Here is a 13,618-nt window from a genome sequence, read left to right on the forward strand (position 1 = left end):
GAACCCATGCCATACGTCAACATCAAAATCACCAATGAAGGCGTCACCGCTGAACAAAAGCGTCAATTGATTGAAGGCGTGACCCAACTACTGGTCGATGTGTTAAACAAAAACCCCAAAACCACCGTGGTAGTGATTGATGAAGTCGAAACGGATAACTGGGGAATCGGCGGCGTGCCGGTGACGGAGTTGAGGAAAGCCAGCAAGTAAGAAGGCTGGTGATAAAGAGTGGAAAGGTGCCACGCTATTCTGACGTAATAATCGGTGGCACCCGTTTTATATCCCCAACATCGTATCAATCAGCAGATACATATTGAGAGAAACTACCAGTACGACAATAAGTTGCCCGATGCGCTGTACCCATTTGCCATTGACCATCGTCCCCATCAGTTCACGGTTGCCGGTGAAGGACAGCAAGGGAACCAGCGCCAGCGCAATCCCGAAGCTCAGCACCACCTGACTCAATACCAGCACGCGCGTCGGATCCATACCAGACAGAATCACGATAAACGACGGCAACATCGTCACGGTGCGGCGCACCCAAAGTGGGATATGGAAACGCACGAATCCCTGCATTACCACTTGGCCCGCCAGCGTGCCAACGACGGTAGAAGACAAGCCAGCAGCCACCAAACTCAGACCGAAAATGACCGCGGCGGCTTTCCCCAGCAGCGGCTCCAGCGTGAGGTAGGCTTTATCCAGATCGGCAATATCCTGGTTACCACTGAAATGGAACGCCGCCGCTGCCGTCGCCATCATGGACAGATTGACGAATCCAGCGATGGTCATCGCAATCGCGACATCGACTTTCGTCGCCGAATAACGCTCGGCACGGGTATGGTTACCTTCATGCTGTGTCAGGGAAGAATGCAGATAAATCACATGCGGCATAATGGTCGCCCCCAACACGCCAGCGGCCAGCAGCACGGCATCGGAGGTTGGCAGACTAGGGATCGCCATGCCTTTGGCTAACGCGGACAGCTCAGGCTGCGAGAAGACCAATTCGACAATATACGCCGCCGCAACAAACAGCAGCAGGCCGCCGATGACCATCTCCAGCGGCTTCTGCCCGCGCTGTTGCAGCATTAAAATCAGGAAGGTTGCAATGGCGGTGAGGATCGCGCCTTCCAGCAGCGACACGCCCAAGAGCAGTTTGAAACCAATCGCCGCACCGATAAACTCGGCCAGATCGGTCGCCATCGCAATAATTTCGGCCTGCACCCAATACGCCCAAACAGCCGGACGCGGAAAGCGATCGCGGATATGTTCCGCCAGATTCTTACCCGTTGCGATCCCTAATTTGGCGGACAGCAGTTGGATCAGCATCGCCATCAGGTTCGCCCACACCACCACCCACAGCAGCGTATAGCCATAGGCCGCGCCAGACTGGATATTAGTGGCAAAGTTACCCGGATCGATATAACCAATCGCCGCGATAAACGCCGGGCCCATCAAAGACAGTTTGACCTTCCTTGATGTGCGGCTTGTTGATTCAATAACACGGCTACCCGGCATAGTATGACCCTTCTAACACTGGTGTTTTATTACTCTCACAAAAACGATAATGATTATCAAGTGCATTTAGAGTGGTAATACCAATTCTTTTGATAGTTAATGATGATGAGTCATTCAAAACCTAAAAAACATCTTTTTTATCAAACAAATCTTAACAAAATATAAACAAAAAACCCCATGCAGGGCACGGGGTTTGGAATGAAGATACGCTGTCACTATGGTACGTAAAAAGCAGATGGTGCGTAAAAGCAGACAGAATCAGTCTTGTGCTTTTGATACCGCGACCATCGCCGGACGTAGCAAACGACCGTTCAGCGTATAGCCTTTTTGCATGACCATCATGACATGGTTCGGCTGGTGATCGGCCGAAGGTAACATCGTCATTGCCTGATGCACTTCTGGGTTAAACGGTACGCCCACATCACCCACAACCTCGATGCCAAACTTGCGTACAGCATCCAGCAACGATTTCAGCGTCAGTTCAACACCTTCAATCATCGCAGCCAGTGATTCGTTGGATTTATCCGCCGTATCCAGCGCACGTTCCAGGTTATCGATAACCGGCAACATTTCGCTGGCAAATTTCTCTACCGCAAATTTGTGCGCTTTCTCAACATCCATTTCCGCACGGCGGCGAATGTTATCGGCTTCAGCACGGACGCGAAGCATATTGTCACGTTCACGCTGTTGCAGTTCGCTCAACTGGGTTTCCAGTTCTGCGATGCGCGCATCACGCGGGTCAGCTACGTCTGCCGTCTCTGGCGCGGCATCCGCTTGCTGCCCTTTTGCTGCTTCCTTTTGATCCAGGACTTGCTCGTCAGGCGTTTTCTGTTCTTTACTACTCATGAAATTCTCCGCGGTTTAGCATTAATCTCGCTAGTTGCTTATTATGGGGATCAAAATCGGGGATTCAAGGGAACCCGTCATATATTGGTTCCCACCGCTGCCGATACACCACGCTGAGGACAAAAACAGCAATGAACACACCGCTTACAATGAACAGGCCGTTTAATTGTATTGGCATTGTCGGCCATCCGCGCCACCCAACGGCGCTGGCAACGCATGAGATGCTTTATCACTGGCTCACCGACAAAGGTTATTCGGTTTTGATCGAGCAGCAGATCGCCCGTGAGTTGAATCTAAAAGACGCCCCGACAGCGAGCCTTGCCGACATCGGCCAGCAGGCGGATTTGGCAGTTGTCGTTGGCGGTGATGGCAACATGCTCGGCGCAGCGCGCGTGCTGTCGCGCTATGACATCAAGGTGATCGGTGTGAACCGTGGCAACCTCGGTTTTCTGACCGATCTCGACCCTGATCAGGCGCAGCAGCAGCTTTCTGACGTTCTCGACGGCCATTATTTGAGCGAACAGCGTTTCATGTTGGAAGCGCACGTTTGCCGCGCAAACCAGCAGGACAGTATCAGTACCGCCATTAACGAAGTGGTGCTTCACCCAGGTAAAGTCGCACATATGATTGAATTTGAAGTCTATATTGATGACAAATTCGCCTTCTCCCAGCGTTCAGACGGCCTGATTATCGCCACGCCTACTGGCTCCACCGCCTATTCCCTTTCCGCTGGCGGCCCGATTCTGACGCCGTCGCTGGATGCAATTGCGCTGGTGCCCATGTTCCCACATACGCTGTCTGCCCGCCCGCTGGTCATCAACAGCAGCAGCACAATTCGGCTGAAATTTTCCTGCATTACCAATGACCTGGAAATCAGCTGCGACAGCCAGATTGCGTTACCGGTACAGGAAGGCGAAGAGGTCCTCATTCGCCGCAGCGAACATTACCTGAATCTGATTCATCCAAAAAATTATAGTTATTTCAATACACTAAGTTCAAAGCTCGGCTGGTCAAAAAAATTATTCTAAAATTTTACCCAGCTACTTTACTGTATATAAAACCAGTTTATACTGTATGTAATCACATGTGATTACATACAGGGGTTTATCATGCTGGCGCAACTCACTATCAGTAACTTCGCCATCGTGCGCGAATTAGAAATCGATTTTCAGTCAGGAATGAGCGTAATCACCGGGGAAACCGGTGCGGGGAAATCCATTTCGATTGATGCCCTCGGTTTATGTCTGGGAAATCGTTCTGACGCCAGCATGGTCAGGCCGGGCGCTGCCCGCGCCGACATTTGCGCCCGCTTTGCACTGGCGGATACCCCAACGGCACGTCAGTGGCTGGAAGAAAACCAACTGGATGATAGCAACGAGTGCCTGCTACGCCGCGTTATTAGCGCCGATGGTCGTTCACGCGGCTTTATTAACGGTACCGCCGTGCCACTGTCTCAACTGCGTGAACTCGGCCAGCATCTGATTCAGGTGCACGGTCAGCATGCTCATCAGCTACTGCTACGCCCCGATCATCAAAAACACCTGCTGGATGCCTATGCCGATGAACCAAAACTGCTGGTTGCTATGCAGCAGGTTTGGCATCAGTGGCACCAAAGCTGCCGCACGCTGGCGCAACTGCAACAGGCGGCCATTGAGCGCGAAGCTCGCCGGGAACTGCTGCAATACCAATTAAAAGAGCTAAACGAATTCGCCCCACAGCCCGGCGAATACGAACAGATTGACGTTGAATATAAGCGTCTGGCGAATAGTGGTCAGCTACTGACGATGAGCCAACAAGCTATGCAACTGCTGAGCGAAGACGAAGAACAGAACATCATCAGTATGCTGCACAGCGTAAAACATCAGCTTGGCGAACTCATCAGCATGGATGACAAACTGTCTGGCGTGCTGTCGATGCTCGAAGAAGCCGGCATTCAACTTAGCGAAGCCAGCGATGAATTGCGCCACTACAGCGAGCAGATGGATCTCGACCCGATTCGGCTGTATGAACTGGAACAACGCCTGTCGCGCCAGCTCGCGCTGGCACGCAAACACCATGTTGCTCCAGAGGCGCTCCCCGCGTTCCATCAGCAGCTATTGGAAGAACAGCAACAGCTGGAACAGCAGGAAAGCGACCATGACGCGCTTAGCGCTTCCGTCGGCGAATACCATCAACAGGCGTTGCACCTTGCAGAACAGCTGCACGTGCGCCGTCAACACCACGCTAGCGAACTGGCACAGCTCATCACCACCAATATGCGTGAACTGGCAATGCCACACGGCCACTTCACCATTGATGTGAAATTTACGCCAGATAACCTGACGGCCACCGGTGCCGACAGTATTGAATTCCGCGTGACCACGAACCCAGGCCAGCCGCATCAGACATTGGCAAAAGTGGCCTCGGGCGGTGAGCTATCGCGTATCGCATTGATTATTCAGGTGATTACCGCGCAGAAAATGGACACGCCAGCGATGATCTTCGATGAGGTCGATGTGGGTATTAGCGGACCAACCGCTGCCATCGTCGGGAGAATGCTGCGCCAGCTCGGCGAATCCACGCAGGTGATGTGCGTGACGCACCTGCCACAGGTCGCGGGCTGCGGTCATCAGCACTTCTTCGTGAGTAAACAAACGGACGGTGCAGAAACGGAAACGCTGATGCAACCGTTGGATAAACGTGCTCGGCTACAAGAACTGGCACGCCTCCTCGGCGGTAGCGCCGTCACCAAAAATACGTTGGCAAATGCCAAAGAACTGCTGGCAGCCTAAAATCTGCTGCCGATAAGGGCGAGAAAGGTGCATCACCGGTAAAAAAGCTCAACTTTTTTACCTTCCTGAGGTCATACATTCGCCTTGCAGGTTTCCAAGTCCTGCAAGGTCTATTATCATCGGCAACCTATGCCCTTAAGGAATGTAATCACTATGCGCTGTAAAACGCTGACTGTCGTCGCCGCGGTGGTTGTTATGCTGACTGCCGGTTGTTCCACACTGGAAAAGGTGGTCTATCGGCCGGACATCAATCAGGGAAACTATCTGGCACCGGCTGACGTTGCGAAAATTCACACCGGCATGACCAAACAACAGGTCGCTTATACGCTGGGTACACCTATGATGCAGGATCCGTTTGGCAGCGATACCTGGTTTTACATCTTCCGCCAGCAGCCTGGCCATGAATCGGTAAAACAGCAGACGCTGACGCTGACCTTCAGCGGCAGTGGCGTGTTAACCAACATCAACAACAAGCCCGCGCTGGATTAATGCTTTCAATGCCGTTCGGCTGAATCAGGATGAACGATTCTGGCAGCCAGAGGCGACGCGTTAAGACGAAGCCCACAATGGGCAGAGTACGTGAAGGAAGCCAGCGGACACTCAGCTTGGTGTATGACGGGTATAACAGCAGGCAAATCTGAACACTTCAGGTTTGCCTGTGTTTTTTTATAAGGGCATTTCGATAAGGACGCTCAGGGAAACGTCATGTGCCGTTCAACGACATCGTTCAGGATTTGCTCTTAGCACGCTCTGCACGCTGACGACGTAGCTCTTTCGGATCGGCAATCAGCGGACGATAAATTTCCACACGGTCCCCCTCCTGCACCACATCGGCCAGCTTCGCCGCGCGGCTGTAAATACCGACTTTATTCACCTGCAAATCGATATCATGGCGCAGTTCCAGCAGGCCCGATGCCACAATCGCCTGCTCAACCGTACTGCCCTCTTCCAGCTTCACCGTGCGTAGATACTGGCGTTCCGGCAACGCGTAGACCACATCAACCTGCATTGCGGACACTGTAGACCTCTTTTGCTCGCTGCGTGAAAGCCTGCACCATATTTCCTGCCAGCTCCTTGAATACTTTGCCAAAAGCGAGTTCAATCAAGGCATTGGTGAATTCAAATTCCAGATGCAGCTCGACTTTACAGGCATCAGCACTCAGCGGCGTAAAATGCCAGTCGCCACCCAACTGACGGAACGGGCCATCAACCAACTGCATATTGATATTCTGGTTGTGCGTCAGTGTATTACGGGTGGTAAAGGTCTTGCTGATACCGGCTTTGGAAACGTCCACTGCGGCGGTCATCTCCCCTTCTGAGGAGGAGAGCACGCGGCTCCCCGTACAGCCCGGTAAAAACGCGGAGTAGGAAGCGACATCATTCACCAGCTTGTACATCTGTTCAGCGCTGAACGGCACCAGTGCGGAACGACTTATCTTTGGCATACTATTTTCCGTGATTCATAAAACGCGCAAAATAATAGCACTGATAGCCCGACAGACAAAAATTCTGCGAAGCTTATCGCACGATATCATTAACCACGACACGGACGCACGGCGGGGATTTCATTCCCAATGACATCCAGTATAATGACGGCACTATGACAAAGAAAAAAGCATACAAACCCGGTTCCGCCACCATTGCGCAGAACAAGCGCGCCCGTCACGAATACTTCATTGAGGAAGAATTTGAGGCCGGCCTTGCGCTGCAAGGATGGGAAGTCAAATCACTGCGCGCAGGCAAAGCAAACCTCAGCGACAGCTATGTCACCTTCATGAACGGTGAAGCCTACCTGTTTGGCGCAACGATCACACCGCTGAATGTGGCGTCATCACATGTTGTGTGCGATCCCACACGCACGCGCAAACTCCTGCTCAACAAGCGCGAGCTGGATTCGCTGTTTGGCCGCGTCAGTCGCGATGGCTACACGGTCGTCGCGCTATCCATGTATTGGAAAAATGCCTGGAGCAAAGTCAAAATCGGCGTGGCGAAAGGTAAAAAAGATCATGACAAGCGTGATGACATCAAAGAACGTGAATGGAAGTTAGACAAAGCCCGTATCATGAAGAACGCCAATCGCTAAGCCACTGGCTTAACAACGGTAAGTTCTGGTATACTGGCAACAGTTTCTTGGGGGCTGATTCTGGATTCGACGGGATTTGCAAAGCCCAAGGTGCATGCCGAGGGGCGGTTTGCCTCGTAAAAAGCCGCAAAAAAATAGTCGCAAACGACGAAACCTACGCTTTAGCAGCTTAATAACCTGCTTTTAGCCCTCTCTCCCTAGCCTCCGCTCTTAGGACGGGGATCAAGAGAGGTCAAACCCAAAAGAGATCGTGTGGATGCCTTGCCTGGGGTTGAAGCACTAAATCTAATCAGGCTAGTTTGTTAGTGGCGTGTCTATTCGCAGCTGGCAAGCGAATGTAAAGATAGACTAAGCATGTAGTACCGACGGTAGAGTGGTTCCGGACGGGGGTTCAAATCCCCCCAGCTCCACCAATTTAGATTCCGGTTATTACCAGATAAGGCCGGAAACGTGAAAAAGCCGCTAACCGCAAGGTTCAGCGGCTTTTTTATGTCTGTAATAGTCTGACGATATTCGCCTGAATCCGGTGACTATTGGTATACGTTTAGGTATACGCAAACTGAGCATACAGACCAATCTTGAGTTGAAAGACGAATCAGACGCTGACTGGCTGCCCAAATGTGAGTCGGCGAGGTAGACGCCAGAAACGAAAAAAACCGCAATGGGTGATGAGTCACTCATTACCTGTTCACCAACTCATCACCCATTAATCCATTAATCCATTAATCCATTAATCCATTAATCCATTAATCCATTAATCCATTAATCCATTAATCCATTGATTAGTAAAAACAAAAAACCGTAGTGAAGAGAGTAAACAGTTTTGTGAAAAATCTTTTTATTGGGAAGTCAGAGAATACTTTTCTCAAAAATATCGACTAATGGTTGAGTATTGCCGTGGTATCCGGCCACGTTAGCCGCTAACCATTCCTGAACGCCGATATTTTCGAAAGAGACACCATAGCCACAATTGATAATCATATGCTCGAACAATAAACGCTGAGAACGTCCATTGCCTTCCCTAAACGGATGAATCACATTCAAATCTGAATAATATTCTGCTAACTGAGTTATTAGCGCTGGACGTTCAAGGCCTTGTAAAAAATCATCATTGGATAGCTGCGTAAAAATTTTATTAGCTTCAATTTCGATACGGGATACGGTGCAGAAACGTGTTTGACCTTTAGAAATATCGATACGCCGTATTTCTCCTGCCCAATCGAATAAATCCCCGAATATTTTCCCGTGCAGCCCACACCAATAATGTAAATCGTAAGGCGGCTCTTCAAATTCAATATCAAGAACGGCCAGCTCGGATAGTTGACGTTCCGCATCGTCGAATTGACTGTCATCGTTGATGCAGAGTTTATTTATCAGAACATCGCTATCAGGGTAGATATAAGGATCTTGCCCTGAGCCGTATTTATCAGACATAACCACTCGCCTTATACATGGCTATCAGATTTTTTCTCAGCGCCTCTCTGTCCTGCTTGTCGCTTGGAAGTGGCGTATCCTCAACGCTGAATCCTTCAAGACGCATACTGTCCCGATAGTTTTTGAGTTTCACCTGATTGTAGTAATCACGCTTTTCTTCCAGCGTCACCATACGTGGGGATCGCGTTTTGTCTGGCGATGCTTTTGTCGTGATTTTCCGGTGCTGTTTAAATATCGACAAATCGGTATTTTTCAATTTCTCGATCAGCCGTTCCCCGTCGCCAAACACGCCCCATGACGAGATAGACAAGGCTTGCCGTTTGCCATTTTTCTCGCGTGATATGCTGATATCCATCGTTGACTGGAGCGTGTTTAACACGTCCTGTACTTTTCTTTCAGAGATACCTGTAGCGGTTACGATAGAGTGCGTATTAGGGGAATCCTCTTGTACCAGAGCAGCGAGTACCGCCATTTCATAACGCATATGCTTTCACCTTTAATCCGCATATATATGCGATAAAGAGTACCACAATTGCAGCTGGCAGTATCTTACCTGCATGGGTGATGAGTAACTCGTCACCTGTTCACTCACTGTTAACCACTTAACCTGCTAAAAATAAAGATAAAAAATGAAAGGTGAAGAGAGTGAACAGTTTTGTGAAAAATCTTTTTATTTTGGCTACTGATGCTTACATGACGAACGGTACTTTCCCGCCCTCTCCTTTTAACGCTTGCTGTAACGCACTTAAGAGTGCTTTTAATTCGCTGCTTAAATATTGGCTAAAAGCCTCACGCCCTAACGTTCTATCAAATACTGCTTGTGGCAGGAATCGCCGCATTTCAGCGCTAAAGCGACCATCCCCCACAACCTGATCGATGCTCTGTATGCGCTGTGCCAGTAGTTCATCATAATTAGGGATGCGGTAATCCTGTATTTTCTTACGAATCAGATCGATATCATAAGTCGCGTTTTGCTGGATCAGCCACGGCAAGTCCCACACGTCACGATAGCGGGTATATCTGGTAGTAGCGACAAGCGAAACCAGTTTGTCGCACATCACTTCATTCAGCGTTTCACACATGACCAGCGTATCGGAATAACCATCGGGTAAAACCTCATAGTTACGTTTTAGCGTCATCGGTGTTCGGGTATAAGCCGGGATATTGGCGATCTCAATTTTGATCCGTTGCCTTGGCATATCGCGTTTTTCCGGTGCAGTGGTCACGGATACCTGCCATTTGTCGATGCGAACGTCCTCATAACCGGGTTCATTCCGCAATTCATTTGGCTCTTTCACGTTAACCTCAAGGCCGTACCGATTCCCCAGATAATCTTCAATACAGGCTTTCATGTTCTTCAGGTCGGCACCAGAAAACGCAACACCGCCGGCAAAATCCAAATCTTCACTGAAGCGGTTTGCGCCATGGCAAAGCCTCAGCGATGTTCCGCCCTGAAAAGTAAGCTGCCCCAGCAAGCCCGCATTATCCAAACAATAGAGGATGTCGTAGTGCAAAAGCTCCTTCTCCACCACATTGCGCAAGCCTTCAAGCTCGGCTGATTCCACCGCTTTGCTAACCAATTCGGCAAAGTTAACTTTCTGATTCATGATATAGCTCCGATTCGTCAATCAGGTGGGTATTGCGCCCAACGCGGCGTAAATCCCTCACGGCAGTTTTCTTCGTTGCTTGCCGTAACGGGGAATTGCCAAAATAGGTATCCTGCAAAATCTGCTCTGGTGGCCTCTTGGTATGGGTAAATTCAATCACCCCAAAAGGCGTTTGATGTTCTTCGGAACGTCCGGTGGTCATCACCGTGATCCGGTCAATCGGTATTTGAGAAATCACGCCATATTCAGACAAGGCAGATTCGAGGCTAAGATAGTTATATTCACCACGGCGTAGCGCTAACACGATGCGCTCAAGCGTATAGGCATCTTTGCTTTTGGCATGGTTATAAACGTACACACCGCGAATCGCACGGGTAAGAATGCCATCTTTGACTAAACGATTTAGCCCGGCATTAAACGCTCTGGGCGTATCTTCATGGAAAATCTTGGCTAAATCGCGGGAGGTGAAGACATAACGCCCTTGCTTATCGAAAGCATTTAAACGCTCAATAGCAGTGATCCTGTCCATTCATAAGTCCACATGAAAACCACATAATTGTGTTATTCACGTATACTTGAATAGAAGCCATCCGTCAAGTCTACTCCGAAACCACTAAAAAGTGACATTCACGTGTACTTACCAAAAGATTATCATAGATTGAGGTAACAAAAAGGTGGGATTCATAGGGTGAGAACGTTAGCAAAAACCCCTATCACTTTTCTGCATTGGTATACGCAAACTGAGCATACAGACCAATCTTGAGTTGAAAGACGAATCAGACGCTGACTGGCTGCCCAAATGTGAGTCGGCGAGGTAGACGCCAGAAACGACAAAACCGGCTCCAGCCGGTTTTTTGCGTCACACAAACACATCAATACGACATCAATAATTAGATTCCTCTAATCGTATAACCATTTCCCTGCTTTAGCTGACTCAATAATCATCTCGACCGTGAGCGGTTTTAACGCTTTCGATAGTGGTTTCTTTTGCAAGATTGGATACTCATATTCAAAATAATTTCTTCCATCAAAGTTTGAATGTTCAATATTAAAATGTCCGAATATATCAAGAAGGAAATCATGAGCATCTTCTGGTAGAAACTGGTAATCATCCTGTAACGTCCAGTCTTTAGTGACTTGTCTAATACCGGATTTAAACCAATGTTTCCTAATAGGGTAACGTTCCATGAGATACTGAATCACCTCATTTTCGATATCTCTTTTGCTCATCAGAAATACGTCCATTCAATGAGGTCTTTTGGCCTAGCGACCAGGTTATACTGTCGAAGATACAAACCAAATCCCCCTGTTTGCGGAAATGCATGAATGACCGTAGAAGCCTGTAAGCCATCACCATTCAAACCGTAATTGTTGCGTTACCACTTGAATACATTGTTTTATTTACTAATAAGTTGCACGTAAGCTAGTGAGGCACAACAAGTAATCCTATTGATCCTTTACGCCATCAAGTCATGTAAAATACCAACAAAACACGCTGTTGATACAGGTCATGGATAGATGCACCGTCTCTATAAAAAAGCAATAACCTATTTATTATCCAAGGATTTTCTCGTTACTCTCCTCGTCTTATCCATCATGCTCTCTATTTTCTGGTACATGCTTTGGGCTTCGCAGCTGTCACGTCGCACGGTACTGATCGAGACATTTCCAGAACTCACTATCTACCTTACGTTTGGGATCGTGTTGGGGCTTATCTTTGCTGGCCGGGCGATCTATTCTCGATCGGTAAAGAAGAAAATAAAGCACATGCTCGAAATGTTTTTCGGAGGCTTCGTGCTGGGATTTCTTTCCATCGTGAATATTTTTGACGTGTACGTTTATCTGTTCCCCGATGAGGTGATTAGTTACACATCCGACTATAAAATAGTTTTTCCTGGGCCATCCACAGGAAAAAGTAGTCGTTGCGAAGCCGGCATATGGGTTAAAGATGTCCATACTGGGCAATTTAAACAGCTATGCACCAACAGAGAAATGCTGTTCAAAAAAAGAAGGCAAGGAATGGATGAGTTATGGATCACCGCGCGGGTCAATGAACTCGGCACGTATATTGTCGATTACCGGTTTACCTACAAGTAGCGCTCACCTTCAAGATCGCCAATTCCACCGTATTATTGGTACATTTAGTAAGGTTAATAAATTAAAATATCGGAAACTCGCTCAGGTCGATTTTCGGTCTGCAATGAACATCAGCACCCCGCCAAAATGAAATCATCCACTGGAATATATTTCCTGCTTACACGCTTGGACATCACCGATAGCGCAATCTTACATTCCGAAAGCAAATAATAACAATTGGTTATAATTTCAAGTGTAAATTAACGTCAGTTTTTCAAACGTGGGCTGGATGATGATGTGCGCTCCAATTTACGTCCTATCACTGGTGATAATACGAATACCGGAATGTTGATATTCATTTTATACGACTAAAAAGAGGTGTTACTGCTATGTTCAGAAAATTATCTCTCCTGAAGATCGTTGCCATTTTTGCTATTTCACCCTTTGCATTTGCTAAATCGGACATACTGCGTATCGGCGTCGATTTAACGTATCCCCCTTTTCAGAGCATGGATAAAAATGGTAATCCGTCGGGATTTGAAATCGAGGTAACCGATGCCATCTGTGAATCGGTAAATGCAAAATGTGACTATATCGTCAACACATTTGATTCCCAGATTGCCGCCCTTCTCGCCAAAAAAATAGACGTCATTGCGCCACTTGGCGTGACACGCAAGAGAAAAGAATCGATAGCTTTCAGTGACTATGTTTTCCACGTTCCCACCAAACTTGTCGCAAGGAAAGAATCCAATCTTCTTCCCCAGGCTGAGCTGCTGCGCGGGAAAAATATCGCGGTACAGCAAGGTACCATTCAGGAAGCCTACGCCAATAAATATTGGCTACCTGCCGGGGTGATTGTTAAAAACTATCCCGATCAGGAAGCCATTTATGAGGATTTACAATCAGGAAGAGTGGAAGGGGCACTGTGTCCGTCGGTTGCCGTCGCGTTTGGATTTTTAAAAACCCCACAAGGTAAAGATTTTGAGCTAAAAGGAGAGGAAGTCACCGATGCGGATTTATTTAGCCTCGGTTCTGCATACGGTATACGCAAAGACGATACGGAAACAAAACAGCTCATCAATCAGGGGCTGAAAGATATCGTTCAAAAAGGCATATATGCAAAAATACAGAAACGCTATTTTGGCGATATCGATTTAAGCGTGAAGGAATAATATCAGGCGCGGTTTACTGATTATTTTCATGTTCAACGGCTCTCCCGGCCCATCATAAGGCCGGGGGTGATTTCGTCGAAATACCCCGTTTATTGCTGTACTCCGCACCAATGT

General features: G+C 48.3%; 16 protein-coding genes and 1 other RNA gene. 8 read left to right on the forward strand and 9 right to left on the reverse strand.

Annotated elements, in window-relative coordinates:
• Positions 1 to 6: 6 nt before the first annotated feature.
• Complete coding sequence (locus ACIPUG_RS08560; protein WP_010282462.1) at positions 7 to 210, forward strand: 2-hydroxymuconate tautomerase family protein; 204 nt, start codon at positions 7 to 9, stop codon at positions 208 to 210.
• 66 nt (positions 211 to 276) lie between these two features.
• Here the strand turns inward: ACIPUG_RS08560 and ACIPUG_RS08565 are convergent, their stop codons facing one another.
• Positions 277 to 1,515: an Nramp family divalent metal transporter gene (locus tag ACIPUG_RS08565; protein ID WP_400338140.1), complete on the reverse strand. Its 1,239-nt coding sequence runs from the start codon at positions 1,513 to 1,515 to the stop codon at positions 277 to 279.
• Between the two features lie 258 nt (positions 1,516 to 1,773).
• Complete coding sequence (grpE, locus tag ACIPUG_RS08570) at positions 1,774 to 2,361, reverse strand: nucleotide exchange factor GrpE (RefSeq protein ID WP_039274982.1); 588 nt, start codon at positions 2,359 to 2,361, stop codon at positions 1,774 to 1,776.
• 149 nt (positions 2,362 to 2,510) lie between these two features.
• Between grpE and nadK the strand changes: the two genes are divergently transcribed.
• The 3 genes from nadK to bamE all read left to right on the forward strand — a co-directional run bounded on the left by nadK (position 2,511) and on the right by bamE (position 5,621).
• Entirely contained in the window at positions 2,511 to 3,389 is an 879-nt protein-coding gene (gene nadK, locus ACIPUG_RS08575) for an NAD(+) kinase (RefSeq protein WP_010282445.1), read from the forward strand.
• 81 nt (positions 3,390 to 3,470) lie between these two features.
• Positions 3,471 to 5,132 carry a DNA repair protein RecN gene (recN, locus tag ACIPUG_RS08580; protein ID WP_400338141.1) on the forward strand — a complete coding sequence of 554 codons (1,662 nt, stop codon included), beginning with the start codon at positions 3,471 to 3,473 and terminating at the stop codon, positions 5,130 to 5,132.
• Between the two features lie 153 nt (positions 5,133 to 5,285).
• Positions 5,286 to 5,621 (forward strand): outer membrane protein assembly factor BamE, encoded by a 336-nt coding sequence (gene bamE, locus ACIPUG_RS08585; protein WP_010282437.1) that lies wholly within the window; start codon positions 5,286 to 5,288, stop codon positions 5,619 to 5,621.
• Between the two features lie 238 nt (positions 5,622 to 5,859).
• On the opposite strand, the gene ACIPUG_RS08590 is transcribed toward bamE, so the two are convergent.
• Positions 5,860 to 6,141, reverse strand: coding sequence for an RnfH family protein (locus ACIPUG_RS08590; protein ID WP_010282431.1), 282 nt, complete (start codon positions 6,139 to 6,141; stop codon positions 5,860 to 5,862).
• A complete protein-coding gene (locus ACIPUG_RS08595) occupies positions 6,131 to 6,577 on the reverse strand; it encodes a type II toxin-antitoxin system RatA family toxin (protein WP_010282427.1) in 447 nt (148 codons plus the stop codon). The genes ACIPUG_RS08590 and ACIPUG_RS08595 overlap by 11 nt, the downstream gene beginning before the upstream one ends.
• Before the next feature lie 155 nt (positions 6,578 to 6,732).
• Here ACIPUG_RS08595 and smpB point away from each other — a divergent pair, with 155 nt between their 5' ends.
• Together smpB and ssrA are read left to right on the forward strand one after the other, a co-directional pair.
• Positions 6,733 to 7,215 (forward strand): SsrA-binding protein SmpB, encoded by a 483-nt coding sequence (smpB, locus tag ACIPUG_RS08600; protein WP_039281975.1) that lies wholly within the window; start codon positions 6,733 to 6,735, stop codon positions 7,213 to 7,215.
• Between the two features lie 50 nt (positions 7,216 to 7,265).
• Positions 7,266 to 7,628: a transfer-messenger RNA gene (gene ssrA, locus ACIPUG_RS08605) on the forward strand.
• Between the two features lie 436 nt (positions 7,629 to 8,064).
• On the opposite strand, the gene ACIPUG_RS08610 is transcribed toward ssrA, so the two are convergent.
• The 5 genes from ACIPUG_RS08610 to ACIPUG_RS08630 all read right to left on the reverse strand — a co-directional run bounded on the left by ACIPUG_RS08610 (position 8,065) and on the right by ACIPUG_RS08630 (position 11,486).
• Complete coding sequence (locus ACIPUG_RS08610; RefSeq protein ID WP_400338143.1) at positions 8,065 to 8,649, reverse strand: putative adenosine monophosphate-protein transferase Fic; 585 nt, start codon at positions 8,647 to 8,649, stop codon at positions 8,065 to 8,067.
• Positions 8,642 to 9,133, reverse strand: a complete 492-nt coding sequence (locus ACIPUG_RS08615; RefSeq protein ID WP_075277856.1) for a YhfG family protein — start codon at positions 9,131 to 9,133, stop codon at positions 8,642 to 8,644. The genes ACIPUG_RS08610 and ACIPUG_RS08615 overlap by 8 nt, the downstream gene beginning before the upstream one ends.
• A 205-nt stretch (positions 9,134 to 9,338) precedes the next feature.
• Entirely contained in the window at positions 9,339 to 10,256 is a 918-nt protein-coding gene (locus ACIPUG_RS08620) for a nucleotidyl transferase AbiEii/AbiGii toxin family protein (RefSeq protein WP_400338145.1), read from the reverse strand.
• Positions 10,240 to 10,785 (reverse strand): type IV toxin-antitoxin system AbiEi family antitoxin, encoded by a 546-nt coding sequence (gene abiEi / locus ACIPUG_RS08625; RefSeq protein WP_400338147.1) that lies wholly within the window; start codon positions 10,783 to 10,785, stop codon positions 10,240 to 10,242. The genes ACIPUG_RS08620 and abiEi overlap by 17 nt, the downstream gene beginning before the upstream one ends.
• Positions 10,786 to 11,156: 371 nt before the next feature.
• Complete coding sequence (locus ACIPUG_RS08630) at positions 11,157 to 11,486, reverse strand: DUF1493 family protein (protein WP_235775008.1); 330 nt, start codon at positions 11,484 to 11,486, stop codon at positions 11,157 to 11,159.
• Between the two features lie 288 nt (positions 11,487 to 11,774).
• On the opposite strand from ACIPUG_RS08630, the gene ACIPUG_RS08635 reads away from it, so the two are divergent.
• A complete protein-coding gene (locus tag ACIPUG_RS08635) occupies positions 11,775 to 12,353 on the forward strand; it encodes a hypothetical protein (protein ID WP_040043847.1) in 579 nt (192 codons plus the stop codon).
• A 368-nt stretch (positions 12,354 to 12,721) separates the two neighbouring features.
• Positions 12,722 to 13,504, forward strand: coding sequence for a transporter substrate-binding domain-containing protein (locus ACIPUG_RS08640; RefSeq protein WP_014914237.1), 783 nt, complete (start codon positions 12,722 to 12,724; stop codon positions 13,502 to 13,504).
• Positions 13,505 to 13,618 lie beyond the last annotated feature (114 nt).

The organism is Pectobacterium sp. CHL-2024 (assembly GCF_044751765.1).
Lineage (GTDB): Bacteria > Pseudomonadota > Gammaproteobacteria > Enterobacterales > Enterobacteriaceae > Pectobacterium > Pectobacterium brasiliense.

What these genes read in the sequence shown, in the direction of transcription:
- ACIPUG_RS08595 (WP_010282427.1), bottom strand. Translation starts at nt 6,577, where the DNA reads ATGCCAAAGATAAGTCGTTCCGCACTGGTGCCGTTCAGCGCTGAACAG.
- ACIPUG_RS08630 (WP_235775008.1), bottom strand. Translation starts at nt 11,486, where the DNA reads ATGAGCAAAAGAGATATCGAAAATGAGGTGATTCAGTATCTCATGGAA.
- ACIPUG_RS08560 (WP_010282462.1), top strand. Translation starts at nt 7, where the DNA reads ATGCCATACGTCAACATCAAAATCACCAATGAAGGCGTCACCGCTGAA.
- ACIPUG_RS08565 (WP_400338140.1), bottom strand. Translation starts at nt 1,515, where the DNA reads ATGCCGGGTAGCCGTGTTATTGAATCAACAAGCCGCACATCAAGGAAG.
- ACIPUG_RS08635 (WP_040043847.1), top strand. Translation starts at nt 11,775, where the DNA reads ATGCACCGTCTCTATAAAAAAGCAATAACCTATTTATTATCCAAGGAT.
- grpE (WP_039274982.1), bottom strand. Translation starts at nt 2,361, where the DNA reads ATGAGTAGTAAAGAACAGAAAACGCCTGACGAGCAAGTCCTGGATCAA.
- smpB (WP_039281975.1), top strand. Translation starts at nt 6,733, where the DNA reads ATGACAAAGAAAAAAGCATACAAACCCGGTTCCGCCACCATTGCGCAG.
- ACIPUG_RS08620 (WP_400338145.1), bottom strand. Translation starts at nt 10,256, where the DNA reads ATGAATCAGAAAGTTAACTTTGCCGAATTGGTTAGCAAAGCGGTGGAA.
- recN (WP_400338141.1), top strand. Translation starts at nt 3,471, where the DNA reads ATGCTGGCGCAACTCACTATCAGTAACTTCGCCATCGTGCGCGAATTA.
- ACIPUG_RS08610 (WP_400338143.1), bottom strand. Translation starts at nt 8,649, where the DNA reads ATGTCTGATAAATACGGCTCAGGGCAAGATCCTTATATCTACCCTGAT.
- abiEi (WP_400338147.1), bottom strand. Translation starts at nt 10,785, where the DNA reads ATGGACAGGATCACTGCTATTGAGCGTTTAAATGCTTTCGATAAGCAA.
- bamE (WP_010282437.1), top strand. Translation starts at nt 5,286, where the DNA reads ATGCGCTGTAAAACGCTGACTGTCGTCGCCGCGGTGGTTGTTATGCTG.
- ACIPUG_RS08615 (WP_075277856.1), bottom strand. Translation starts at nt 9,133, where the DNA reads ATGCGTTATGAAATGGCGGTACTCGCTGCTCTGGTACAAGAGGATTCC.
- nadK (WP_010282445.1), top strand. Translation starts at nt 2,511, where the DNA reads ATGAACAGGCCGTTTAATTGTATTGGCATTGTCGGCCATCCGCGCCAC.
- ACIPUG_RS08590 (WP_010282431.1), bottom strand. Translation starts at nt 6,141, where the DNA reads ATGCAGGTTGATGTGGTCTACGCGTTGCCGGAACGCCAGTATCTACGC.
- ACIPUG_RS08640 (WP_014914237.1), top strand. Translation starts at nt 12,722, where the DNA reads ATGTTCAGAAAATTATCTCTCCTGAAGATCGTTGCCATTTTTGCTATT.